General features: G+C 69.3%; 25 protein-coding genes and 1 other RNA gene. 7 read left to right on the plus strand and 19 right to left on the minus strand.

Features of this window, described 5'->3' with window-relative positions; translation table 11 throughout:
* The gene (locus OWR29_RS33180) at positions 1–525 is read right to left on the minus strand and encodes a SigE family RNA polymerase sigma factor (RefSeq protein ID WP_267567331.1); all 525 of its coding nucleotides are present in this window, start codon (positions 523–525) and stop codon (positions 1–3) included.
* Between the two features lie 134 nt (positions 526–659).
* On the opposite strand from OWR29_RS33180, the gene OWR29_RS33185 reads away from it, so the two are divergent.
* Positions 660–1121 (plus strand): DUF8821 family protein, encoded by a 462-nt coding sequence (locus OWR29_RS33185; RefSeq protein WP_267567332.1) that lies wholly within the window; start codon positions 660–662, stop codon positions 1119–1121.
* On the opposite strand, the gene OWR29_RS33190 is transcribed toward OWR29_RS33185, so the two are convergent.
* Positions 1122–1703, minus strand: a complete 582-nt coding sequence (locus tag OWR29_RS33190) for a TetR/AcrR family transcriptional regulator (protein WP_267567333.1) — start codon at positions 1701–1703, stop codon at positions 1122–1124.
* Between the two features lie 82 nt (positions 1704–1785).
* Here OWR29_RS33190 and OWR29_RS33195 point away from each other — a divergent pair, with 82 nt between their 5' ends.
* Positions 1786–2679, plus strand: coding sequence for an alpha/beta fold hydrolase (locus OWR29_RS33195; RefSeq protein WP_267567334.1), 894 nt, complete (start codon positions 1786–1788; stop codon positions 2677–2679).
* Positions 2680–2706: 27 nt separating this feature from the next.
* On the opposite strand, the gene OWR29_RS33200 is transcribed toward OWR29_RS33195, so the two are convergent.
* The 10 genes from OWR29_RS33200 to OWR29_RS33245 form a co-directional block, all read right to left on the minus strand.
* Positions 2707–3270 carry a dihydrofolate reductase family protein gene (locus tag OWR29_RS33200; RefSeq protein WP_267567335.1) on the minus strand — a complete coding sequence of 188 codons (564 nt, stop codon included), beginning with the start codon at positions 3268–3270 and terminating at the stop codon, positions 2707–2709.
* Between the two features lie 113 nt (positions 3271–3383).
* Positions 3384–3809 (minus strand): NUDIX domain-containing protein, encoded by a 426-nt coding sequence (locus OWR29_RS33205; protein WP_267567336.1) that lies wholly within the window; start codon positions 3807–3809, stop codon positions 3384–3386.
* Positions 3810–3942: 133 nt separating this feature from the next.
* Positions 3943–4318, minus strand: a transfer-messenger RNA (tmRNA) gene (gene ssrA / locus OWR29_RS33210).
* A gap of 36 nt (positions 4319–4354) precedes the next feature.
* Positions 4355–5005, minus strand: a complete 651-nt coding sequence (locus OWR29_RS33215) for a cellulose binding domain-containing protein (RefSeq protein WP_267567337.1) — start codon at positions 5003–5005, stop codon at positions 4355–4357.
* Positions 5006–5070: 65 nt separating this feature from the next.
* Entirely contained in the window at positions 5071–5547 is a 477-nt protein-coding gene (smpB, locus tag OWR29_RS33220; RefSeq protein WP_267567338.1) for an SsrA-binding protein SmpB, read from the minus strand.
* A gap of 53 nt (positions 5548–5600) precedes the next feature.
* A complete protein-coding gene (locus tag OWR29_RS33225) occupies positions 5601–6842 on the minus strand; it encodes a M23 family metallopeptidase (protein WP_267567339.1) in 1242 nt (413 codons plus the stop codon).
* A gap of 106 nt (positions 6843–6948) precedes the next feature.
* Entirely contained in the window at positions 6949–7824 is an 876-nt protein-coding gene (gene ftsX / locus OWR29_RS33230) for a permease-like cell division protein FtsX (protein WP_267567340.1), read from the minus strand.
* 59 nt (positions 7825–7883) lie between these two features.
* On the minus strand, positions 7884–8564 hold the full coding sequence (gene ftsE, locus OWR29_RS33235; protein WP_203378949.1) for a cell division ATP-binding protein FtsE: 681 nt from the start codon (positions 8562–8564) through the stop codon (positions 7884–7886).
* Between the two features lie 154 nt (positions 8565–8718).
* The gene (gene prfB, locus OWR29_RS33240; protein WP_267567341.1) at positions 8719–9831 is read right to left on the minus strand and encodes a peptide chain release factor 2; all 1113 of its coding nucleotides are present in this window, start codon (positions 9829–9831) and stop codon (positions 8719–8721) included.
* 54 nt (positions 9832–9885) lie between these two features.
* Positions 9886–10401, minus strand: a complete 516-nt coding sequence (locus tag OWR29_RS33245) for a PadR family transcriptional regulator (RefSeq protein ID WP_267567342.1) — start codon at positions 10399–10401, stop codon at positions 9886–9888.
* A 333-nt stretch (positions 10402–10734) separates the two neighbouring features.
* On the opposite strand from OWR29_RS33245, the gene OWR29_RS33250 reads away from it, so the two are divergent.
* Positions 10735–11682: a hypothetical protein gene (locus OWR29_RS33250; protein WP_267567343.1), complete on the plus strand. Its 948-nt coding sequence runs from the start codon at positions 10735–10737 to the stop codon at positions 11680–11682.
* Here the strand turns inward: OWR29_RS33250 and OWR29_RS33255 are convergent.
* A complete protein-coding gene (locus OWR29_RS33255; protein WP_267567467.1) occupies positions 11679–12140 on the minus strand; it encodes a DUF6912 family protein in 462 nt (153 codons plus the stop codon). The genes OWR29_RS33250 and OWR29_RS33255 overlap by 4 nt on opposite strands.
* Before the next feature lie 145 nt (positions 12141–12285).
* Positions 12286–12747 carry a rhodanese-like domain-containing protein gene (locus tag OWR29_RS33260; protein ID WP_267567344.1) on the minus strand — a complete coding sequence of 154 codons (462 nt, stop codon included), beginning with the start codon at positions 12745–12747 and terminating at the stop codon, positions 12286–12288.
* Positions 12748–12841: 94 nt separating this feature from the next.
* Between OWR29_RS33260 and OWR29_RS33265 the strand changes: the two genes are divergently transcribed.
* From OWR29_RS33265 to OWR29_RS33275, 3 genes are all read left to right on the plus strand, one after another.
* On the plus strand, positions 12842–13297 hold the full coding sequence (locus OWR29_RS33265; protein WP_267567345.1) for an Lrp/AsnC family transcriptional regulator: 456 nt from the start codon (positions 12842–12844) through the stop codon (positions 13295–13297).
* Positions 13298–13333: 36 nt separating this feature from the next.
* Entirely contained in the window at positions 13334–13564 is a 231-nt protein-coding gene (locus OWR29_RS33270) for a helix-turn-helix transcriptional regulator (protein ID WP_267567346.1), read from the plus strand.
* Positions 13565–13719: 155 nt separating this feature from the next.
* Positions 13720–14298, plus strand: coding sequence for an Rv3235 family protein (locus OWR29_RS33275; protein ID WP_267567347.1), 579 nt, complete (start codon positions 13720–13722; stop codon positions 14296–14298).
* Positions 14299–14410: 112 nt separating this feature from the next.
* Here OWR29_RS33275 and secA read toward each other — a convergent pair whose 3' ends face one another.
* Positions 14411–17332: a preprotein translocase subunit SecA gene (secA, locus tag OWR29_RS33280; protein ID WP_267567348.1), complete on the minus strand. Its 2922-nt coding sequence runs from the start codon at positions 17330–17332 to the stop codon at positions 14411–14413.
* A gap of 168 nt (positions 17333–17500) precedes the next feature.
* Between secA and OWR29_RS33285 the strand changes: the two genes are divergently transcribed.
* Positions 17501–18610, plus strand: a complete 1110-nt coding sequence (locus tag OWR29_RS33285) for a GNAT family N-acetyltransferase (RefSeq protein ID WP_438872697.1) — start codon at positions 17501–17503, stop codon at positions 18608–18610.
* Positions 18611–18633: 23 nt separating this feature from the next.
* Here OWR29_RS33285 and hpf read toward each other — a convergent pair whose 3' ends face one another.
* From hpf to mtrB, 4 genes are all read right to left on the minus strand, one after another.
* Positions 18634–19254, minus strand: coding sequence for a ribosome hibernation-promoting factor, HPF/YfiA family (hpf, locus tag OWR29_RS33290; RefSeq protein WP_267567350.1), 621 nt, complete (start codon positions 19252–19254; stop codon positions 18634–18636).
* Positions 19255–19497: 243 nt separating this feature from the next.
* Positions 19498–20307 carry a ComF family protein gene (locus OWR29_RS33295; protein ID WP_267567351.1) on the minus strand — a complete coding sequence of 270 codons (810 nt, stop codon included), beginning with the start codon at positions 20305–20307 and terminating at the stop codon, positions 19498–19500.
* Between the two features lie 13 nt (positions 20308–20320).
* Complete coding sequence (locus OWR29_RS33300) at positions 20321–22135, minus strand: LpqB family beta-propeller domain-containing protein (protein ID WP_267567352.1); 1815 nt, start codon at positions 22133–22135, stop codon at positions 20321–20323.
* The gene (mtrB, locus tag OWR29_RS33305) at positions 22135–23775 is read right to left on the minus strand and encodes an MtrAB system histidine kinase MtrB (protein ID WP_267567469.1); all 1641 of its coding nucleotides are present in this window, start codon (positions 23773–23775) and stop codon (positions 22135–22137) included. Before mtrB ends, OWR29_RS33300 begins: the two co-directional genes overlap by 1 nt.
* Positions 23776–23846 lie beyond the last annotated feature (71 nt).

Below are 23846 nucleotides of genomic sequence, written 5' to 3' on the forward strand. Positions count from 1 at the left end.
TCAGGCATGGTGGGTGACATCGCTGATCTCCTGATCGTGTTCGTCGAGCAGCCGGGCCAGGGCGGTTCGCGCCCTCGACAACCGCGCCTTGACCGTGCCCTCGGGGGCGCCGATGCCGGCGGCGATGTCCTGGACCGGCATGTCCAGCAGATAGTGCAAGGCGATGACTTGCCGCTGAGCCTTCGGCAACTGCTGCAGCGCGGCCACGACGGCCACCCGGTCGGGCGACGGGCTGCCGGCCACCTCGTCCGGCACCCCCATCCGCGCCCGCGCTCCGAGCCAGCGCTTGAGGCCGCGCCACCGATTCACCATCAGCCGCCACGCGACCGTCCGCACCCAGGCCTCGGGTTCGTCGTACGTCGAAACCCGTCCCCAGTGCTGCCAGGCGCGCGCGAACGCCTCCTGGGCCAGGTCCTGTGCTTCGGCCCGATCGCCGCAGGCGGCATAGAGGTAGAGCACGACGCGCCGGACCGTGGCGCTGTAGAAGGCGTCGAAGTCGGCGCTGTCACCGGTCTGTGCTTGCACACCTGGAAACACACCGCACCCGCCGATCCGGTTACATCCGGCGGCCAGAAAATCCGGCGAGCCCTCGGAAGCGCACTCTACGAGCTTGTAACGTGCTGCCTGGAACTTTCGGCCGTGCCCGCGGAGGAACTGTCGTGACCTATGTCGTGGACTTCGAAACCGTGTCGACCGTCGGCCTGGAGTCGTCGCCGGTGGCGGCCGCACTCGCGGGCTTGAGGGCGAACGAGGCCCGCTACTTCAAGAACAAGTACGACCACGTCTTCACGGTCGAGCCGGCGAGCAGCGCCGAGCCCACCGTCGACTGGGTGCACCGCATCCTCAAGGACGAACGCGGCATCGTCATCGCGTCCCGCCCGCTGGAGGCGACCGAGTTCCAGGTCGAGAACATCCGGATGGCCTACGTGTTCTACGAAAGCGGCCTCTCGATCAACGTGATGTACACCCTCGACGACGGCGGCAAACGAGCGGTCGGCTTCAAACTCTCCGACGGCATGGACGTCCCGGCCGAACTCGACGCGTTCAAGTTCGCCCGCCAGAAGTCCAAGCTGGCCGGCACGATCCGCGGCTCCTACTTCGTCATCAAGAACGAGTACTGACTACTCGGATCCTCGCTTCTCGGGAATCCGGGCGGCAGTCGCGGCGACAGTGGCCAGGTCTTCGTTCGAGAAGCCGGCGCGGCTCAGCACCGCCAGGGATTTGTTCACCGCCAGCGTGCACAACGCCAGCTCGGCCGCCTCGTGCTCATCGGCCCCGGCCGCCCGCAGCGCCTGCTCGAGCATCGCCCGCAGACCGTCGATCATCGCGTGGACCATGGCCTGGCCCGGCACGTCGAGAGCCGGGAGCTGCGCCGCCGACATGGTGAGCAGGCACCCGTCCGGAACCGTCGGGTCGGCGATGCGGTTCAGGGTTACCTGCAGGTAGGCGGCCATCACGCCGCTCGGGCTCGCGTGGCCGGACAATGCCTGCTCGTACAGCGGATGGTAGGTCTGCGCGTACCGTTCAAGGCTTTTCTGGAAGAGGACGCTCTTGTCGCCGAAGGTGGCGTAGAGCGAGCTGCGGCCCAGACCCGTGCCCTCGGCCAGGCGGTCGATCGAGGCCTCGGAATAGCCCCAGCGCCAGAACACATGCATCGCGCGTCGTAGCGCCTCATCGACATCGAACTGCTTGCGACCGGCCATAGTGTCACCCTACCCATCTTGTACCGATCGTTTCAACATGTGTAAAGTCGCCGGCATGAAAAGTTGGATCGATCGTTCCAAGATGAGTTCGCTGCGGTTGCCCACCGGGTTCACCGACGTCTTCGCCAGCCGACGCGTGGAGCTGGACGGGCTGGGGCTGCACGTCGTCACCGGCGGGGAGGGCCCGCCGCTGTTGCTGGTGGGCGGATGGCCGCAAACCTGGTACGCCTGGCGTGAGGTGATGCCCGCGCTCGCCCGCCGGCACACTGTCGTTGCCGTCGACTCGCGCGGGGCCGGGCTCTCCGACAAGCCCGACGAGGGTTACGACGCGGGCACGCTGGCCGCCGATCTGGTCGCGCTGATGGCCGCCCTGGGGCACGACCGATTCGATGTGGTCGGCCACGACATAGGCACCTGGACCGCGTACGCCCTGGCCGCCGACCACCCCGAGCGGGTGGGCCGGCTGGCCGTCGTCGAAGCCATGATCCCCGGCCTCACGCCGTCCCCGCCGCTCTTCGGCACGGCCGCGGCCAACCAGAAGCTCTGGCAGTTCGGTTTCAACCGGCTCACCGACCTCAACGAGGACCTGGTCCGGGGACGGGAACGGCTCTTCTTCGGCTGGCAGTTCGCCACCAAGGCCGCCACCCCCGTGACGATTCCCGCGTACGCCGTAGATGTCTATGTCGACGCGATCGCCGCGGATCCGCGCGCCCTCCACTCGAGCTTCGCCTACTACCGAGCGCTGGAGGAGACGATCCCGCAGAACGAGCGGCGCAGCAAGACCCGGCTGACGCTGCCCGTCCTCGCCGTCGGCGGCGCGCTGTGGAGCGGCCCGATCGCCGCCCAGACCATGCGCCTGGCCGCCGACGACGTCACCGAGGTGGTCCTCGACGGCTGCGGCCACTATCCGGCCGAGGAGCAGCCGGCCCGGTTCACCGAGATCTTGGAGGCTTTCCTCGCCGCTCCGCACAGCTGAGGTGGCGGAGCGGCCCGGCCACCCTGCTCAGTTGCCGACGGGCCGATAGCGAAGGAGAACGACCCCGTTGCCGAAGCGGCGCTCGCCGAGGGGTTCGAAATTGGTGCGTACGCCGGTCGGCAGCGCCGGTTTGCCGCCTCCCACGGCCAGCGGCCAGACAAGCAGCTGGCACTCGTCGACCAGGCCGGCTCGAATGGCTTGGCCCGCCAGGTCGGCACCCCCGATGGTGATGTCCCGGTCGGCCGTGGCCTTCAACTTCTCCACGGCGGCGGGGTCGAACCGGCTCTCCAAGCTGGTGCGGGCCGTGGACACCCCGCCGAGCGTCGTGGAGTAAACGATTTTGTCCGCCGCCTGCCAGGCGCCGGCGAACTCCGCCATCAGCCCGGACCGTGCCGCCAGCGACGGGTCGGTTTCCCAGACAGCCATCGCCTCGTACAGCCGCCGCCCGTAAAGAAACGTCCCCGCCGACTGCAAAGCTTCGGTGCAGAAGACGAACACCTCATCATCCGGCGGAAACCAGGCGAAGTCCCCGCCCTCGTCCTCGATGAACCCGTCGACCGACACATTGGTCAGATAAATCAGCTTCGCCACGCCGCACCCTTCCACCGCACATGGGCAGACCGCTCCACCCTCACCCACCCCACGAACGCCGCACTCCAGATCCGACACAACGGCGCGAGAAAGTTCGACAGCGCGCGTGGCGCTCAGTCGATGAATGGTGCGGCTTCGAACAGTGTCACATGGTGCAGGACTGGGACGTCGGGAGCGAAAAGAGGTTCGGGGAGCTGATCCAGCGGGAACCAGCCGAGCTCCGTGGCTTCGCCGTCCGGGGATCCGGTGCGGCTCAGTGGCGAACCGAGGAAGACGACACCGACGCAATGGACCACCCGACCGTCCGGATAGCGGTGCACCTGTGTCGACGGGTCGCTGTAAATGCCCAGGAGCCCGTGCAGGTCGACGTCCCAGCCGGTCTCCTCCCGGCATTCACGCTTAGCCGCGTGCTCCCAGGTCTCACCGACCTCCACTCCGCCGCCTGGCAGCCCCCACGTGCCTTCACCGTTGCGGCGCATCAGAAGCACACGGCCTTGCTCATCCTGGACGACGACGCCGCAACACGGTCGCAGCTCCACGTGGCCACCTTCCTTCGAGCTGTCCATCGCTGACCAAGGCGAAGCGAAGACAACAGACTGCGATGAACGTGCCGTGACAGGGAAACCGAAACGGCCCCCGGCTCGCGAAAAGCGCGAGCCGGGGGCCGCCATGCAGTGGAGGTGCCGGGAATCGAACCCGGGTCCTTCGTCGCTTCGTCAGGGCTTCTCCGAGCGCAGCTCACTGTGCCTCTACTTGGCCCCCGAAATCATGTGAGCGAGTTTCGGTGACGGGCCCAGTCGCTGATTAGTCTCGCCGCAAGGTCCCCGCGACCGGGACCTGTTGGCCAACCTCCTAGCTGATGCCGGAAATCCGGGACGGAGGTGCTCCCGGTCCGACAGACTCACTACTCGCCTCAGGCGGCGAGAGCGAAGTCAGCGCGATTGTTATCGGCGCTTATAATTTTCCGACGACCGATTCTCGAGACGACGTCGGCTTCCTCGGCTCGCTTCCCCTGTCTCCACATTCGAAGTCGAAACCAGTCACCCCCTGGACAAAAACCACTGCTCGGTACAGCTGTGCAATCCTACCTGATCCGGCACGTGCCGCCCACCGCATTGCAGCCCGCCGGCCGGGCGTCGCCCCGGCCGTCTTTCGAGGTCTGGTAGCCGAAGTTCGCGCTGTCACCCGGCTTCAGCGTGCCGCCGGTGAAAACGATGCTGTCGCCGTCCTGATTCCCGGTGGCGTTCCAGACCCCGCGCAGCCGCAGGTCGCGCAGGTCGGCGTGGTTGACGGTCACCTTCCAGCGCACCGGCCGGTCGCCCTCGTTGGTCACCTTGGCCATCGCCACGTAGCCGGATTCCCAGCTCGCCGTCACCGCCAGCGTCGCTTCGACTTCGTCTTGCGGCGCGGGCGTGGTCGGTCTGGGCGTGGGCTTGCGCGTTTCCTCCGGTACGGCGGTGGTGGTGCGCGCCTTCGTCGGGCGCTGCGCCGGGGTGGGCGGCTTGGACGCCGTACGGGAAACGGAGGGTTTGACCTTGGCACTGGGAACGGGGGACGGTGGGTCGATCGTCACGCGCGCCACGGACGGCAGCACCACCGTGGGCGGCTTCGACGCCTCGGCCGGCCCGACCGCCCGCACCGCGATCCAGACGACCAGCAGGACCAGAATCGCCACCGCGAAACTCAGGATGAACCGGGCTGTTCCGAACACGCGCACGGAGTGCTTGGCAGCCACCCTGCGACCCTCCCCCACGACCGGCGCCGGCGATGATCAAAAGTGCCGGCGGGGAAGGGTACCTGCTACGACATGCCTTTGGCACGCCTGCCCATCGCGCGATCGATCTCTTTCTTGGCGTCCCGGCTGGCCATGTCCTGCCGCTTGTCGTAGCTCTTCTTGCCCCGGGCCAGAGCGATTTCGACCTTGGCGTACCCGTTCTGGAAGTAGACCTGCAGCGGCACCAGGGTGACACCGTCGTCGCGCAGCTTGTTGCGCATCTTCAGAATCTCGTCGTGGCGCAGGAGCAGCTTGCGGACCCGCCGCGGCTCGTGGTTGGTCCAGGTGCCCTGGGTGTATTCCGGGATGTGCATCCCGTGCAGGAAGATCTCGCCGTCGTTCTCGTGGCCGAACGCGTCGGTCAGCGAGGCCCGCCCGGCCCGCAGCGACTTGACCTCAGTACCGGTGAGCACCATGCCCGCTTCGTACGTGTCGGTGATCGCGTAGTCGTGGAGGGCCTTGCGATTCGAGGCGACGACCTTGCGACCTTGTTCGCGTGGCATGCCGCCGAACCCCCTGTGGATGAGTGATGGAACTTCACAATGCTACTGAAGTCTCAACACAGACAGGGCGGCAGATAGTTCACCGGGTCGCGCGGCTCCCCGTCGAAGCGGGTCTCGAAGTGCAGGTGGTTGCCGGTCGAGGCGCCGGTCGTGCCGACCCGGCCGATCACTTCGCCCCGGCGTACGTACTCGCCGACGTGCACGAGGATCGCCGACTGATGCCCGTAGCAGGTCTGCAGACCGACGCCGTTTATCCGGCCGTGGCTGATGCAGGTGTAGTTGCCGTAGCCGCCGGCCCATCCGGCCCGGATCACCCGCCCGAACGCGGCGGCCCGGATGGGACTGCCCCCGCCGGCCGCGATGTCCATGCCGGCGTGCAGCTGCCAGACGCGGTAGTACGGGTCGTAGCGCTCGCCGAAATCGCTGGACTTCCACCCGGTGACCGGCATGAGGAGCCGGCCGCCGCCGTACTTCACGTCCCCGGACTTGAGCGAGTAGCCGCGCAGGGCGGCCTCGATCCGCGCCTCTTCGGCCTTGGCTGCCTCGTAGCGGGCAAGGACGACTGACCGCTGGGCGTTGGCCACTTTGAGCGCGGCGAAACGGGTCTGGGTGAGCTTTTGGAGCGCCAGCCGGGCTCGTTCGGCCGCGGCCTGGGCCGATCGCGCGGCGGTGAGCCGGTCGCGGGCCTCGGTCTCGGCCTGTTCGGCGGCGCGTTTGGCCAGGCCGGCCCGGTCTTGTTCCGTACGGGCCTGGCGCCGCGCCACGAGCAGGGTGTCCACGTCCTGCTGCTGGCTGTGCATGATCTGCTCGACGATGCCGAGCCGATCCATCATGTCGGCCGGCCCGCTGGCGTCGACGAGCACGTTGAGCCGGGCGAAATTGCTGCCCATGTAGCTGGCCGTGGCGATCTCGTCGACCCGCTCGCGGGCGTCGTCGACGCGCACCTGAGCCTGGTCGAAGCGGGCGGCGACCTGGTCGTAGGCGGCCCGGGCGGTGGTGGCCCGGCGGCTCGCGGACTTGGCCGCGGCGAGGGCGGCGGCGACGGCGCCGCGGGAGGTGGCCACCTTTTTCTGGGCGGCGGGCATCGCGGCGGTCGCGGCCTCGAGGCGGCGGGCGGCGGCGCGGGCCAGGTCGGTGGCGTGTTCCAGGACAGCCTCGGCGCGCTGCACGGCCTGGCCGGCGCGGTCGGAGTCATTGCCCGGATCGGCCTGGGCGGGGTGCGGTGCGATCAGCAGCAGACCCGCGAGAAACGCTGTAAGCGCATATTTCCGGCGATGTCGACGTTTGGGGCACACGAAGAGCACCGTAACCCCAGCTTCGGGGTCTTACCTCCTAAAACGCCCAACGGCTGCGTCCCTGGATCAGGGAGCGCAGCCGTTGTGTGAGTCAGCGTCGAGAGGGTCAGACCTTCAGGTAGAAGCGGAGCGTGATCCACGCCGTGGCCGCGCTGACCAGGGCGCCGACGCCGGCCAGCAGCGGCAGCATGAGCCACACGTTGCCGTTGTCGATCGGCGTCAGGATGTTCGTGAGCGCCTGCAGCTTCGTGTCCAGGAGCACGACCTTGCTCACGAACAGGAAGATGAAGCCCAGGACGGCGCCGATGATGCCGGCCACCACCGCCTCGAGCACGAACGGGGCCTGGATGAACCAGTTCGACGCGCCCACCAGCTTCATCACCGCGACCTCGCGGCGCTTGCTGTAGGCGGCGACCTGGATGGTGTTTCCGACGAGGAGCAGCGCGGCCAACGCCATCACCCCCGCGACCACAAGCGCCCCCACCTGGATGGCGTTGAAGATGTTGAACACCTTGTCGAGCAGCGCGCGCTGGTCGATGATGTCCTGAATGCCCTGCATCCCGGTCATCTGGTCGGTGAACGTCTTGTAGGTCTCCGGGTCCTTCAGCTTGACCCGGAAAGACTCCGGCAGGCTGTTCGGGCCGACCGACTTGACGAACTCTGGCGAGTCTTTCCAGAGCTGCTGGAAGCGCTCGAGGGCCTCTTCACGGGTCTCGTAGGTCTTGTTGGCGACCAGAGGGTTGGCCGAGATGGCGGAGTCGATCGCCGAGCGCTGGGCGTCGGTGACGTCCGAGCGCAGGAAGATCGAGACCTCGATCTCGCCGTAGTAGAAGTTCTTCATCTGGTCGACCTGCATGTAGAGCAGCACACTCGCGCCCAGCATGGTCAGCGAGACCGCCATGGTGATGATCATGGCGACCGTCATGGTGACGTTCCGCCACAGGCCCACCAGGACCTCGTTGAGGACGTACTTCAAGCGCATCGGGGGGTTCCTTCCGGGACTCCGCGCATTACTTCTTCAGTGGGGGAAACGGGCGGAGCTCAGCCGTAGACGCCGCGAGCCTGGTCGCGGACGATCCGGCCGCTTTCGATCTCGATGACCCGGCGGCGCATCTGGTTGACGATGTTGCTGTCGTGGGTGACCATCACGACCGTCGTGCCGGTCCGGTTGATCCGGTCCAGCAGTCGCATGATCTCGATGGAGGTGTCGGGGTCGAGGTTTCCCGTGGGCTCGTCGGCCAGCAGGATGAGCGGGCGGTTCACGAACGCCCGGGCGACCGCGACACGCTGCTGCTCACCACCGGAGAGCTCATGGGGGTAGCGGTGTTCCTTGCCGCCGAGGCCGACCAGCTCGAGAACCTCGGGCACGACCCGCCGGGACACGGCCTTGGTCTTGCCGATGACCTCCAGGGCGAAGGCCACGTTCTCGTACGCGGTGCGGTTGGGCAGCAGTCGGAAATCCTGGAACACGCAGCCGATGGAGCGACGGAAGTGGGGGATCTTCCACGACCGGATCGAGGTCACGTCCTTGGCGTTCACCATGACCTTGCCCTGGGTCGGGGAGACCTCGTGCAGCAGAAGCTTGATGATCGTGGACTTGCCGGAACCGGAGGGGCCGATGAAGAAGACGAACTCACCCTTCTCGATACCGACGCTGACATCGTCCAGCGACGGCCGAGACGCCTTGGGGTACGTCTTCGTCACGTTCTCGAGCTGAATCACGGGAAGGCAGTCTACGCGGTGTAACGAAATCGCCAAGCCCGCCGGGTCGCTCATTCCGCACCAGCGGTGAAGAAAGCCTCGGCCGTACGGGTGGCGCCTGACCGAACGTTCAGGCGCCGTCGCCGTCCGTGCCGAACCGGTCGCGGCGCGCGGATCAGCTCGCCTTCTCGGTCTGCTTGCGCCAGCGGATGCCGGCCTCGATGAACTCGTCGATCTCGCCGTCGAAGACCGAGCTCGGGTTGCCCGTCTCCTGCTCAGTGCGCAGATCCTTGACCATTTGATAGGGGTGCAGGACGTACGAGCGCATCTGGTCGCCCCAGGAACCGGTGGTGTCCTGCTTGAGGCCGGCGAGCTTCGCCTCCTCCTCCTGGCGCTTGCGCTCGAGCAGCCGCGCCTGGAGCACGCGCATGGCCGAGGCCTTGTTCTGCAGCTGTGATTTTTCGTTCTGACACGTCACGACGATGCCGGTCGGAATGTGCGTGAGGCGCACAGCGGAGTCGGTGGTGTTAACGCTCTGTCCACCCGGACCCGACGAACGGTAGACGTCGACGCGCAGCTCGTTCTCGGGGATCTCGATGTGGTCGGTCTGCTCGACCACCGGCATCACCTCGACGCTGGCGAAGCTGGTCTGCCGGCGGCCCTGGTTGTCGAACGGGCTGATGCGCACCAGGCGGTGGGTGCCCGACTCGACGCTGAGCGTGCCGAAGGCGTACGGGACCTTGACGGCGAAGGTGGCCGACTTGAGCCCCGCCTCTTCGGCGTAGGAGGTGTCGTAGACCTCGGTGGGATAACCGTGCCGCTCGGCCCAGCGCAGATACATGCGCATGAGCGTCTCGGCGAAGTCGGCGGCGTCGACACCACCGGCGCCGGCCCGGATCGCGACCACCGCCTCACGGGCGTCGTACTCGCCGGAGAGAAGGGTGCGGACCTCCATCTCCTCGACCGCCTTGGACAGGGCGACGAGTTCGTCGCCGACCTCGCCGATCGAGGCCTGGTCGCCCTCGGCCTCGGCCATCTCGAGCAGGAGGCCGGCGTCGTCGAGCCGGGAGCGCAGTCGCTCGATGCGGTCGATGTCACCGGAGATGTAGGAGAGGCGGCTGTTGACCTCTTGGGCGCGGGCCTGGTCGTCCCACAGATCGGGCGCGGAGGCCTGCTCCTCGAGGTCGGCCTTGTCCCGGCGGAGCTTGTCGACGTCCAGGACGTTCTCGATATTGCGCAGGGTGGCGTCGAGGGCCTTGAGTTGCTCGGGATAGTCGGCAGCGGTCACGACAGTCAAGACTACGCCGCCCCGGCCGGGCCGGGCCGGGGCGGGCGCACGTCGTCAGGCCGTCGGGGCGACCTTGAGCCAGCTCAGAGCGGCCTTGTGATAGGCGACGGCGAACTCGAGGGCCGCGGCGCCGTACTGGTCGCCCGCCTTCTTCGCCTCCTTCGCCTGCTCCTTGGCCATCGCCATGGCCTCGGAGTGGTACTCGCTGGCACCGGTGTAGAGGGTTTGCAGCTGATTGCCGCTGTGCTGGTCACCGAAGGCGACCCGCAGCGCGACCGGGTTGCGCAAGGCGTCCCGGCCCGGGGCCTCGGCAAGCCACCGGCTGAAGGCTCGCTTGCCGGCGGCGGTGATGGCGTAGGGCTGGCTGGATCTCGGGCCGGGTTTGCCGAGACGGACGTAGCCCATTTCGGCGAGAACCGGCAATTCGCGGTAGACCTGGCTCCGCGTCATCGACCAGTATGGCCCGAGGCGGCGTTCGGCAGCCGCCATAAGCTGACCGCCGGTCATCGGCCCCTCGTGTAGCAGGCCGAGCAGTGCGGCAGCCGTGGGATTGATTTGAGAGTCGGGCATGCCTTCTAAGCTGCCACTTTGTCGCGCTGACGTCCAGGATTTCGCCCGATCCGTCCAGTTTGCGTCTCCACAAGCGACTGTCCCGCACAGACTGTCCGACCACGAGGGTCGCGACGGCGCGTTCTGCCGGAAAACTGCGCGCTGAGCAGCTAAAATGGCCCTAGCCAAACGGTCAGACGGCGATGCCGGGCATCAACCCCCCGAAAACCGGACAGAGCCACCGACGGAAACGCCGCCGTTCCCCTTAATTCCGACAATCGACTCCGTTTCGCCGCGCCGAGGCCCGGCGGACGGGCGTCCGGCCTCACGGGAACGCCGCGTACCCTGAGCTCCATGACAGAGCAGGAGGTCGCACCGGCCCCACAACCGGCCGCTGCCGCCCCGTCGAACGGTCTCGTGCTGGCCGGCGTCACGCTTGTCTGGATGGCCGCCATGCTGTGGTCGGCCCGCGCCACCATCACCGGCCGGGTCGAGGTCGAGATGGAGGTCACCTCCACCGCCTACGCGTTGCCCGGCGCCATCTCGTCCAGCTTGGTCACCGGGTCCACGGTGGCGCTCGCGGTGCTGGCCCTGCTGAGCCGCCGGCGCGAGTTCGGGGCGAGCACCCGCTTCGCGATCGCCACCGGCAGCGGTCTGCTCGTCGGCGTGCTGGGCGCTCTGGTCATCGTCACCATCAACACCGAGGGCTGGCTGTACGCGGTGGTCGGCGGCACGGTCGCGGCCGCGGCCACCATCGGCGGCGCGCTGGCCGGCTTCCGCATCCCGCGCGTGACCACCGCCGTCGGCTGGGCGTCGGTGGCGGTCTTCCTGGTCGGCCTGGTGCTCAATCTGTTCCAGGGCCCGCTGCTCGACGCGTTCAGCTCGGACCAGGCGCAGTCCCGGGCCGACGCGTCCCAGTGGCTCTCGTACGGCCAGGGATTCCTCAGTGGCCTCGCGGCCGGTCTGGTCGCCTATCTCGTGCTGCGCCGCGCCCGCCGCCGTTCCGGCGGCCTCGACATCCCGTGGCCGCTGTACGGTCTGGCCGGCGCCGGCGCGGGCCTGCTGCTCGTGATTGCGGAAATTCTGGCCCGTACGGCGGGCAGCCGCGTGCTCGACCTGGCCGGCAAGGTGAGCGAGCTGGAACTGGTGGTGCAGCAGATGCTGAGCGGCGCCCGCCTCAACAGCGCGCTGATCGTCCTGTTCGTCGGCGCGCTCACGGCCACGATCGCCGTGGGGCGCACGATCACGCCGGCCGAAGAGGAAGAAGAAGAGGAGGAGACGCCCGCTCCGAAGGCGAGCTAGACGAGCTCGTCCAGCTCGGAGACGGCGTACCACTCGAGTTCGTGGTCCTCGGCCCCGTCGACGGTGAACTGGGCGTCCGGGTCACCGGCGGCCGCCTCGTCGACCACCTCGGCCGCCGCGGCCACCGCCTCGGCCGCGTCCGCACTGTCCACGTGGATCGCCGCGACCTCTTTCAGCGACACCGGCTGCGGCAGCCGCACGGTGCTCGATCCGAGTTCGACGTCCTCCCGCACGATCGCCGTGGACGGCACGTCGGCCGAGATCACCACCCGCCGGCGGGGCGCCGCGTGGTCGAGGCGCAGCAGGTGCAGCGCGCCCTGGGCGGCCCGGGTGAACGCGACATACTCGAGCTCTTCCTCGTCACCCTCGGCGTACCACTCGCGCAGCGCCGGCGTCACGGCGTGCGCCTCCAACGGCCCGGAGCCCAGCCGGCCGTCGGCCCGCAGGGCCGTGAGCATCGGCACGGTGGCCGGCACGTAGACCCGGACCAGCTCGGTGATCGGCACGTCTCCTCCAGCGGTAGGACCGTCCCCGTAGTACACCGTCGCCGCGGCGCGGGGAAGGCCCATTCCACCAGTCGTGCCCGGATCGTGGCTCGGCGGGTCAGCAGCCGCAGGCCTCGGCCACCGGCGCGGTGCGGGGGTCGGCCGGGGCCGTGACGTCGCCGGCCGCGGTGCGCAGGGGGAAGCCCTCGCGGATCCAGTACTCGACGCCCCCCAGCATCTCTTTGACCGAGTAGCCGGCCTCGGCCAGGGCCAGGGCGGCCCGGGTCGCGCCGTCGCAGCCGGGACCCCAGCAGTACGTCACCACGGGCACCTCGGGGTCGAGCAGATCGGCGGCCCGGGCCGGGATCTCGGCGGTGGGCAGGTGGATCGCGCCGGGGATGTGGCCCTGCTCCCAGGAGGCCGCCGAGCGGGAGTCGACGAGGATGAAGCCGGGAGCGGCGGCCGCCATGGCCGCGTGGACGTCGGCGACGTCGGTCTGGAAGGCGAGCCGGGCCGAGAAGAAGGCGGCGGCGGCCCGGAAGTCGTTCCGGGTGGCCGGGCCCACAGGGGTGATCGTCATGACACACCACGCTAGGTGGGAAGACGTGGCCGTTACATGGTCGTTCCCCGGCGCATCTGGCGCACGGCCGGGGAAACGCGTTTAGATGGCCGCCATGACCACGGATATCGCGCTGGACCGCACGGACTGGCGGTTGCTGACCGAGCTGCAGAAGGACGGCCGGTCGCCGTACGCCGAGCTGGCCCGCGCCGTCGCGATGTCCCCCAGCGCCGTGGCCGAACGCATCCGCCGGCTCGAGGAGGCGGGCGTGATCGCCGGCTACCGCGCCAGCCTCGACCCGGAACGCCTGGGCCTGCACGTGATGGCCTTCGTCCGGCTGCGCTACCCGACGGGCAATTACCGGCCGTTCCACGCGCTGCTCGACAGCACGCCTGAAATCGTCGAGGCGCATCACGTGACCGGCGAGGACTGTTTCGTGCTGAAGGTGCTCGCCCGCTCGATGCGGCATCTGGAAGAGGTCACCGGCCGCATCGCCGGGCTGGGCGCGGTCACCACCAGCGTGGTCTATTCGAGCCCGCTGACCGGGCGCGCCATATCCGCTCCGGAGTGAAGCCATCGAGGCCGATCGGTGGCAAACTGAAGCATTATGGCGGAACCGCGTTTCATGTCACTGCCTGACGTGGCTCTTGAGCTCAGCGTCACCGAGTCGCAGGTCTATCACATGGTCCGCAGCGGTGAGCTGCCCGCGATCAAGATCGGTGGTCGGGGCCAGTGGCGGGTCGAGCGCGTCCGTCTCGAGCAATACATCGAGCAGAAGTACGCCGAGACGGCGGCCTGGGTGGCCGAGAACCCGCTCGTCCAGCACGACCCTGAATAAGACGGCCCGCCCCTCTTCGCGTCCGATTTGTTCGTCCTCTCGCCTGACCCAGTTCGATCTTCGCCCGCGTTGACGGGTCAAATTGCCGCGCGCAAAACTGGCTGTCACAGGCAAACGAAGGCAAACGCAAGATCGACGAAAGAGGTGGTGCCGCGATGCGAACGACGCTGGAGGCGACCCGGGCCGGGCCGGAGCCCGCGATCAGCCTGCGTCCCACGCCACGTTGCGAGCCACCCTTCGACGACGAGCTCGAGCCGTCCTTCTGGGCCACCGCTCATCAGCTCTCCCTGAACTGGTCGCCACGGCGTCCCCCGGCGCCCGGCGAGCCGGCATCGGAATTGCCTCAGCACTCCCCCGTGGCCGGCGCTTCGGCCGAGGCGAAGCTGGCCGTGCGCCGCTTCGTCCGCACGTGCGTCGAAGTCCTCGACGGTCACCGCCCGGCGGCCCACCTGCGCCGCCTCTCGCGGCCCATGGAGGCGTCAGCGGTCGTGGCCCAGGGCGTGGCCGCGGCCCACCGCGTCCGAGAGCTCCGTGAGGCCGGGAGGACTCCCGGCCGCCGGGCCCCGAGCCGCCCCTCCCCCGTGGCGGTCATGCACGTCCGGTTGTGCGAGCCCCGCCCGGGCGCTGTGGAGGCCGCTGTGGCGCTGCTGACCGCCGGCCGCACCTGGGCCCTGGCCCTGCGGCTCGAGGTCCACGAGGCGGACTGGCGAGCCACCACGCTGCACCTGGTCTGACCGGACCCCCGGGGCGCCGCCACCACGTTCGGCGGCAGGCGTCCCGGGTCTCAACGACGGCGGCCCGCCGGCGGACCTTTGTCCACCGGCGGGCCGTTGTCGTCCGGTTCGCTCAGACAGCGCCGGGAGCGCCGTGGCAGCGCTTGTACTTCTTGCCGGAACCGCAGTAGCACGGGGCGTTGCGGGACGGGCCGTTCGATTCCGACGCCGACGGGGACTGGCGGCGGCCGGTGGTGTGGGCCGGGCCGGCCGGAACCGGGGCACCGCCGGCGCCGATGCCCAGCGCGGGCGCCTGCTGCTGCTGTTGCGCCGGCTGGATGACCGGCGAGCCCTCGCCGGCCTCGCCGTCGATGGCGGGCGCCGTGTACTGCAGGTTCTGCGGGCGGCGGCTGCCGCCCAGACCCTTGGCCCGTACCTCGACCCGGTCGGAGTCCGTCGTGTTGCCGTCGGCCTCGTCGGTCATGACGCCACCGGCGGGCAGGGGCACCGCCTTGCTGGGGTCGACGGTCACCGTGGGCTGCTCCTCGACCTGGACCTCCAGGTTGAACAGGAACCCGACCGCCTCCTCCTTGATGCCCTCCATCATCTGGTTGAACATGTCGAAGCCCTCGCGCTGGTACTCGACCACCGGGTCGCGCTGGGCGTACGCCCGCAGGTTGATGCCTTCCTGCAGGTAGTCCATCTCGTAGAGGTGCTCGCGCCACTTGCGGTCGATGACGCTGAGCAGCACCTGACGCTCGAGCTCGCGCAGGGCCTCGGCCCCGAGCTCTTCCTCGCGCGTCTGGTAGGCCGCCTGCGCGTCCTCTTTCAGCTGCGCCGCCAGGAATTCCTGGTCGATCGTCTGGCGCTCGCCGCCGGACTCCTCCACCAGGTCGTCGACGGTCACCGAGACGGGGTAGAGCCGCCGCAGGTTGGTCCACAGCTGCTCGAGGTCCCAGTCCTCGGCATAGCCCTCGCTGGTCGCCGCCATCACGTAGTCGTTGACCACGTCGTCGATCATGTGCTCGACCTGGTCGTGCATGTCCTCGCCGTCGAGCACGCGCTTGCGCTCGGCGTAGATGACCTGGCGCTGCTTGTTCAGCACCTCGTCGTACTTGAGGACGTTCTTGCGGATCTCGGCGTTCTGGCCCTCGATCTGGGTCTGGGCCGACCGGATCTGCCGGGTCACCATCTTGGACTCGATCGGCACGTCGTCGGGGATGTTGAACCGCTCCATGACGGCCTCGACCGCGCCCGCGCGGAACCGCTTCATCAGGTCGTCCTGCAGCGACAGGTAGAACCGGGACTCGCCCGGGTCGCCCTGCCGGCCGGAGCGGCCGCGCAGCTGGTTGTCGATGCGCCGCGAGTCGTGCCGCTCGGTGCCGAGCACGTAGAGGCCGCCGGCCGCCTGGACCTCGGCCGCCTCTTCCTCGCAGGCCTCCTTCCAGACCGGCAGGACCTCTTCGAGCGCCTTCGCGTACTCGTCGGGATTCTCGACCGGGTCGAGGCCGCGCTGGTGCAGCTCGTTGGCCGCCAGGAAGTCGGGGTTGCCGCCGAGCAGGATGTCGGTGCCGCGACCGGCCATGTTGGTGGCCACCGTGACGCCGCCCTTGCGGCCGGCCTGCGCAATGATCGTGGCTTCCTGCGCGTGGAACTTGGCGTTCAGCACGCTGTGCGGGATGCCGCGGCGGCGCAGCAGCTGCGAGAGGATCTCGGAGTTCTCGACCGAGACGGTGCCGACGAGGACGGGCTGGCCGGTGGCGTGCCGCTCGGCGATGTCCTCGATGACGGCCTCGAACTTGGCCTTCTCGGTCTTGTAGATGACGTCGGGGTGGTCGATGCGGATCATCGGCCGGTGGGTCGGGATCGACACGACGCCGACCTTGTAGACGCTGTTGAACTCGCCGGCCTCGGTCTGCGCGGTACCGGTCATGCCGCCGAGCTTGTCGTAGAGCCGGAAGTAGTTCTGCAGCGTGATGGTCGCCAAAGTCTGGTTCTCCTGCTTGACCTCGACGCCCTCCTTGGCCTCGATGGCCTGGTGCATGCCCTCGTTGTAGCGGCGGCCGTGCAGGATGCGACCGGTGAACTCGTCGACGATGAGGACCTCGCCGCCCTCGTCGACGATGTAGTCCTTGTCGCGCTTGTAGAGCTCTTTGGCCTTGATGGCGTTGTTCAGGTAACCGACGAGCGGGGTGTTCACCGACTCGTAGAGGTTGTCGATGCCGAGCCTGTCCTCGACCTTGGCCACGCCGCGCTCGGTGATCGCGATGGTGCGCTTGGCCTCGTCGACGTCGTAGTCGGCCTCGCCCTCCTTGCCGCGCTGGAGGCGGCTCACGAGCGCCGCGAACTCGCCGTACCACCGGGCCGAGTGCTCGGCCGGGCCCGAGATGATCAGCGGCGTGCGCGCCTCGTCGATGAGGATCGAGTCGACCTCGTCGACGATCGCGAAGTTGTGGCCGCGCTGCACCAGCTCGTCCTTCGACCACGCCATGTTGTCGCGCAGGTAGTCGAAGCCGAACTCGTTGTTGGTGCCGTACGTGATGTCGCACAGGTACGCGTCACGGTGCTCGGTGGCGGGCCGGTTGGGCAGGATCACCCCGACGGTGAGACCGAGGAACACGTGCACCCGGCCGACCCACTCGGCGTCGCGCTGGGCGAGGTAGTCGTTGACCGTGATGATGTGCACGCCCTTGCCGCTCAACGCGTTGAGGTAGGCCGGGAACACACCGGTCAGGGTCTTGCCCTCACCGGTCTTCATCTCGGGGATGTTGCCGAAGTGCAGGGCGGCCCCGCCCATCAGCTGGACGTTGTAGGCCCGCTGGCCGAGAACGCGCTTGGCGCCCTCGCGGGCGACGGCGAACGCCTCCGGCAGCAGCGAGTCCAGCGATTCGCCGTCGGCGACCCTCTCCTGGAACTGCCGGGTGCACTCGCGCAACTCGTCATCGGTGAGGTCGACGTAGTCGTCCTCGATCGAGTTGACCGCGTCAGCGATCGCCTTGAGCCGGCGCACCATGCGGCCTTCGCCGGCGCGTAGGACCTTTTCCAAAATCGACACGGGTCAGCGCTCCCCTAGACAGTCTGCCGAACCATCGTAGGCACCCCTCGGCCGGAGCTGTGACCCGAGCCTCCGGTTAACCGCACAAACGGTGTGAAACTTCGTATCAAGTTCGCTCAGAGCGGAGCCGTTCCGGCAGGATGGGCCGGGAGAACGAGAGAGGGCGAGATCATCGCGAAGATCAACGGCACCGGGGTACGCCTTCGGGCGTTTCGCGCCGACGACGCCGACGCCCTCGCCGCCGGATTCGACGATCCGCTGTCGCGCCGCTTCCTGCCGCCGCTGCCCTCCCCGTACACCGTGGCCCACGCCGAGCGTTACATCGCCGAGCACGTCGTGGCCACCTCGGGTGAGGGCGGAGCCCTGTACGCCATCGCCGACCCGCAGACCGACGAGCTGCTCGGCGGCATCGGCATCGACAAGGTCGTGCCCGTCCGCCGGCAGGCCGAGGTCGGCTACTGGGTCGGTCCGTGGGCCCGGCGGCGCGGCGTGGCCACGGCGGCGCTGCGAGCCCTGACGACGCATGCCCTCGGCCACGGGCTGGACCGCTTGGAACTGCTCACCCACCTCGACAACCCGGCCAGCCAGCGGGTCGCGATGGCCGCCGCCTTCCAGCGTGAGGGTCTGCGCCGGGGCGCCCAGCCCGGCCGCGGCGGCGCCCGCGACGACATGGTGGTCTTCACCCGCCTGGCCGGCGACCCGGACGAGCCCCTGCCGCGGCTGCTGCCGGACCTGCCCGGCGGTGAGCTCTCCGACGGCGTGGTGCGCCTGCGGCCGCTCGGGCCGGGTGACTACGACTTCCTGACCGAGCTGCTCGCCCTGCCTGAAGTGATCGCCACGAGCGTGCCGCCGGAGCCGCCGAGCGCCGAACGGATCCGCCGGCGTTGCGACCGCGCCGAGACCCAGTGGCTGGGCGGCACCCGGGCCGACCTGGTGATCGAGGACGCGGTCACCGGCGCCCCGGCCGGCGACATCGGGCTGTTCTACGACGACCCGTTCACCCAGCAGGCCATGATCGGCTACAGCATGCTGCCGGCGTACCGGGGACGGGGTTTTCCCACCCGGGCCGCCCAGCTGCTGTCGTTGTGGGTCTTCGCCGAGACCGACGTGGTACGGCTGATCGCCGGCGCGGCGCCGGGCAACCGGGGCTCGCGCCGGGTGCTCGAGAAGGCGGGCTTCCACGAGGAGGCCTACCTGCGCGCACGGCTGCCCGGCCCGGACGGGACACGGGTCGACGACGTGCAGTACGTCCTCCTCGCCGAGGACCTCCTGAACTGAAGGCCCCCGGCTGATTCGGGTGACTAGCCCGTGGTTCCGAGCGACAGGATGCCGTAGTCGTAGCCGCGCCGGCGGTAGACGACGCTGGGACGGCCGCTGTCCTTGTCGAGGAACAGATAGAAGTCGTGGCCGACGAGCTCCATCTGGAAGAGAGCGTCGTCGACGGTCATCGGGTCAGCGGGATGTTCTTTCTCCCGCACGATGCGCCACGGCAGGTCCTCGTCGTGTTCCGCGAGGGCGGTGGCGACCGTTGAGGTCTGCTCGGCCGATTGGGCCAGGCTGAGGTCGGTGGGCAGGCCGGCGGTGGCCGCCGCCACCGAGAGAGGCGCGTGGCGCCCTCGGTGCACCCGGCGGCGGTCGGCGGAACGCCGCAGCCGGCCGTCGAGTTTGGTGATGGCGCAGTCCAGGGCTGCGTAGAAGTCCTTGGCGCAGGCCTCGGCTCGGATGACCGGGCCCTTCGTCACGACAGTGATCTCGACACGCTGACAGTTGTCGGACTGGCGTGGATTGCGTTCGTGGAACAGTTCGACGTCGGCCCGGATGAGCTTCTGGTCGTAGCGTTCGACCTTGCTCAGCTTGTCGGCGACGTGTTCCCGATAGTGGTCGGGAACCTCTACGTTGCGGCCCTTGACGACAATGTCCACTCGTGACCTCCCCCAACGTTTTTCTGCACTGCGGGCGCCGAACGACGGGGTGCCGAGGCGCCTGATACTGCGACGCGGTTGGTGATGAATCGCGGTGACGCCGTGATCGACCTGCGGGTCAACTCACCGAGCGTGACCGATCGCGAATGAGACGACTCCTTTCCGGTGCGGCGGATCGCGGACGCGCTGCGCCTGAAGGATGGAGCGGGTCGAGTCGGAACTCATACCCTCGTCACAAAGACGCTAACGTGCCGATGCTCCCGCGTCACCCCTCGTTCGGGATACCGGATGCCCGGCGTTCACCTTTTCTGTGCCGCCAGGCGGGAAACCGGCGAAACCGGAAGTAGATGATCTGCGCAGCTGTGTCGCGGCCAACACCGCGGCCCCATCGACCTGCATCTTCGCCTCCTCGAGCCGGCGCGTCACCGCCGCCAGCGTGGCTCCGGTGGTGACGATGTCGTCGACTACCACCAGCGTGCCTTCCGGCGGCGTGGCGCGCCGCCGAACGCCGATTCGCGCCCGCCGAATTCGCAGCGAATCCTCAGCTGCGGCGCGCCGACCGGCCACGCTCAGTGACGTAGAGTCAGGGCGAGGTAACGCTTCGAGCTGAGGGCTGACATCAGCCTGCCAACCGGCGGCCCGCAACCGGCGCACGGTGTGTGCGGCCAGGCGCAGCATGTGATCGCCGTGCCGCTCGCGCGCGGCCGCGGCCGTCGACGGCACGGGCACCAGCGTCACCGGCGTGCCCCTCGGGGCGAGCCGGGCCACCGCCGTGGCCAGCAGGCTGCCCAGCGGCTGGGCGAGCCGGTGCCGGCCCTTTTCCTTGTACGCCAGCAGAACGCCCCGCAGTGCGCCTTCGTACGCCCCGACGGCCACACACGGGGGCAGGCCGGACGAGAGCGACCCGGACGGCCGCCGGAACGGCCGAAGCGCCTCCAGCCCGGCGGCACAGCCCGCGCAGACGCCGTACCGCAGCGGAACCCGCTCGGCCTCGCAGCCGGCGCACGGCGCCGGCAGCACCAGATCGGCGAGATCGCCCAGCAGGCCGGCCACGGGCACGTCCGGCTCAGTCGAGGAAGAACGGGGCGGTCGGGTTGACCTCGGTCCCTGGCGGCACGGCCGGGCCGGCCAGGTGTTTGTCCTCGATCTTGTTCGGCGCGCTGAGCACGTCGAACGCCTGGCCACCGGCCACGTACGACTCCGACGACGACCGCTCGGTGCCGTTGATCGGGTTGGCCGGGTAGGCCGCCAGGTAGGTCACCTGTTCGCTGCCGATGTCGTCGAGCCGGATCGTGGAGAGCGCGCCGTCGATCGTCACGTCGAGCACGGCGTACCGGTCGTCGCGGCGGGCGCCCGCCACCACCAGGTAGTCCTCGCTGCTCCAGGCGACCGCGGTCACGGTCTCGAGGGTGGGCGGCACCACCTGTTCGGGCAGGCCCAGCGTGATGCCGTCGCCGCTGGTGTTGAGCGCGGCCCGGTAGAGCCGGCCGCCGCTGATCACCGCGACCCGGTGCCCGTCGGGGGCCACCGAGAGCGCGGTGACCGGCCCCGGGTTGCCCTGCCACTCGACCCGCTGGGCCCGCGAGCCGGCGCCGCCGAACGAGTAGATCTGGCCGTTCATGCTGATCAACCCGATGGCCCGGGAGTCCTCGCCGCCGGACGGCAGCTGGGCCCAGGCCGGCACGCTGAGCCGCCCGTACAGGCCGACCACCTCGGTGATGTCGGCCTTCTGGCCGAGCGGGGCGTCGGCCACCCGCAGGCGGCGCTGGCCCTCGGGGCCGGTCACCACGGCGATGTAGGCCCGGGTCGGCGACGCGCTGATCGCGGCCGAATTGATGTTCCGGTTGGCCGCCGGCTTGATCACCGGCACGTCCTCGTCGGCGTGCGGCGAACCCTTGAGCCGGCGGATGCCGCCGCCCAGGATCGCGAACCGGTCCGGGTCGTCGGAGAGGTCGTACGCCGGGTTGCTGCTGTAGAACTCACCGCCCTCGATGCGCACCGGCTCGTTGTGACCGACGGCGATGGAGATGTTGCGCGGCACCGGCTGCATCGACCACTGCAGCTGGCGGCGCAGCCGGTCGAGGACGTCCGGGTCGGCGCCCTGCGGGACGGCCTTGTCGTTGAGCCTGATCTCGAGCGTGTCGTTCGTGATGGCCGGGACGTTGTCGGCCGCCTGGGTGCCGGTGGGAAGGCTGTTGACCGCGTCGCCCAGCCACGGGGCGGGCGACCCGGTGAGCCAGCCGAGGATGGTGGTGGGCTGCTGCACGGTGGGCACGCTGCGCGGCATGTACCGCAGGTCGGGGACGAGAGCCGTGTTCTCGTTGTTCCACCAGTAGATGGTGCGGCGCTGATAGAACGCGTTGAGGGTCTGATCGGTGATCAGCATCGCTTGCGGGGCGTCCAGCACGAACAGCCCGTCCTCGCCGTTGACCTTGCCGATGCGCAGCTTGTACGGGACCTCGGCGGACGAGTTGTCGGCCGGCAGGAGCACGCCGTTGGCCCGCAACGTGCCGACCACCTGGACGATGAGGGTGATCTCGGATTCGCCGGGCGAGTAGAGCGGGCGTTGCGTCTCGCGGATGACCTTGATGTCGTTGCTGGTGGGGAAGCGACGGGCCAGTTCGGGCGACTGGTACGCCTTGACCCGCTCGAGCGCCGTGTCGGCGTCGCCGGCCGCCGCCTCCAGGTAGTTGTCGGCGAACTCCTCCAGGTCGTTCGTGTCCTGGCGGGCGTACTGCACGGGCGGGCTGCCGTCGTCGTCGACCGACACGCCCTTGGGCGGGCCGTCGCCCAGGACCGTCACGTCGCTCTCGGCGGGGATGCCGCAGCCGCCGGCCAGCAGCGTGGCCGCCACCGTCACGGCGCAGAGCAGGCGCCTCATCAGACCACCTCCGCCTTCACTTCCTCGGGCGCGGCCTCGCTGGGGGCGGGCAGCGCCGGGCGGTCGCGCGGGATCAGCGGCAGGGGCGCCGCCAGCAACCGGTCGCCCGAGCGCACCGGCAGGGTGAGCCGGAACTGGGCCCCCTCGCCGGGTGCGCCCCACGCCTCGAGCCAGCCGCCGTGCAGCCGCGCGTCCTCCGCGCTGATCGACAGGCCGAGGCCGGTGCCGCCGGTCTGCCGGGCGCGCGACGGGTCGGCCCGCCAGAACCGGTTGAAGACCAGGCGTTCCTCGCCCGGCTTGAGGCCGATGCCGTGGTCCCGCACGGTGATCGCGACCGCGGAGTCGTCGCTGGCCAGGGTGACCTGCACCGGCTTGGCCTCGCCGTGCTCGACCGCGTTGCCGACCAGGTTGCGCAGCACCCGCTCGACCCGGCGGGGATCGACCTCGGCGATCACCGGCGTCTCGGGCAGGCGGAGCTGGATCTCGACCCCCACCCGCTCGGCCAGGCCGGTCAGCCGGTCGGCGACCCGCTCGACGATCGGCACCAGGTCGGTGTGCTCGGCGTCGAGGGCGGCGAACCCGGCGTCGAACCGGCTGATCTCGAGCAGGTCGGTCAGCAGGCTCTCGAACCGGTCGAGCTCGGCCTGCAGCAGCTCGGCGCTGCGGGCCACCGCGGGATCGAACTCGTCGCGCTCGGCGAAGATGAGGTCGGCCGCCATGCGGACCGTGGTCAGCGGCGTGCGCAGCTCGTGCGAGACGTCGGAGGTGAACCGGCGCTGCAGGCGGGACAGCTCTTCGAGCCGGACGATCTGGCGCTGCAGGTTGGCCGCCATCTGGTTGAACGAGGCCGCCAGCAGGGCCAGGTCGTCCTCGCCGTCGACCTTCATGCGCTGGTCGAGCAGGCCGGCGCTCAGCCGCTGGGCGGTGCGGGCGGCGACCCGGACCGGGGTCACGACGAGCCGGGTGACCAGGCCCGCGATCACGCCGAGCATGATGACCAGGGCCAGGCCGGTGGCCAGCACCGTCGTACGGATCTGGTTGGCCGCGCTGTCCTCGGTGGTCAGCGGCACCATGTAGTAGAGCTCGACGTGGCCGAAGCTGGTGGGCACGGGCGAACCGGTGACCAGGTATTTCGTGGTGTGGTCGTAGACGCGGGCGGTGACGATCTGGTTGGCCACCTTGCCGTCGTCGGAGACCCGGTGGACCAGGTCGGGGGTGATCAGCTCGTCCGTGGGGACGTTGGGCGAGGTGATCGGGGGCAGCTCGAGGTGCTGCCCGGCCCGGATCGACACCACCGAGCCGCCCGACTCGGCCGGGTCGCCGTCGGCCAGCTGGTTGACGATCGTGGTGAAGGTGGTCGGCAGGCGGGGGTCACGCGCCTGCGGGTGGACGGTGAGCTGCTGTTCCGCGTAGCCCACCTTGTTCCGCATCGAGACCTGCACCTCGTCCTGGGCCCGGCTCAGCAGGATCTTGGCGCTGCGGTCGGCGATGAACCAGCCGAACGCGCCGACCAGCAGGCTGGACGCGACGAGGGTGAGGGTGACGACCCGCAGCTGCAGCGAGCGCCGCCAGGCCCGGTGGGCCGGGGACGCCCAGACCGAGAACCGGCGCGCCAGGACACGCCAGTAGCGCCGCACCACCCGAAGGATGCGGCGGACCGGAAGGGGCAGCCAGGCCGGAGCGCGCACGCGGCAAGGTTAGCCGCTCATGC

Source organism: Paractinoplanes pyxinae (assembly GCF_026626335.1).
GTDB lineage: Bacteria > Actinomycetota > Actinomycetes > Mycobacteriales > Micromonosporaceae > Actinoplanes > Actinoplanes pyxinae.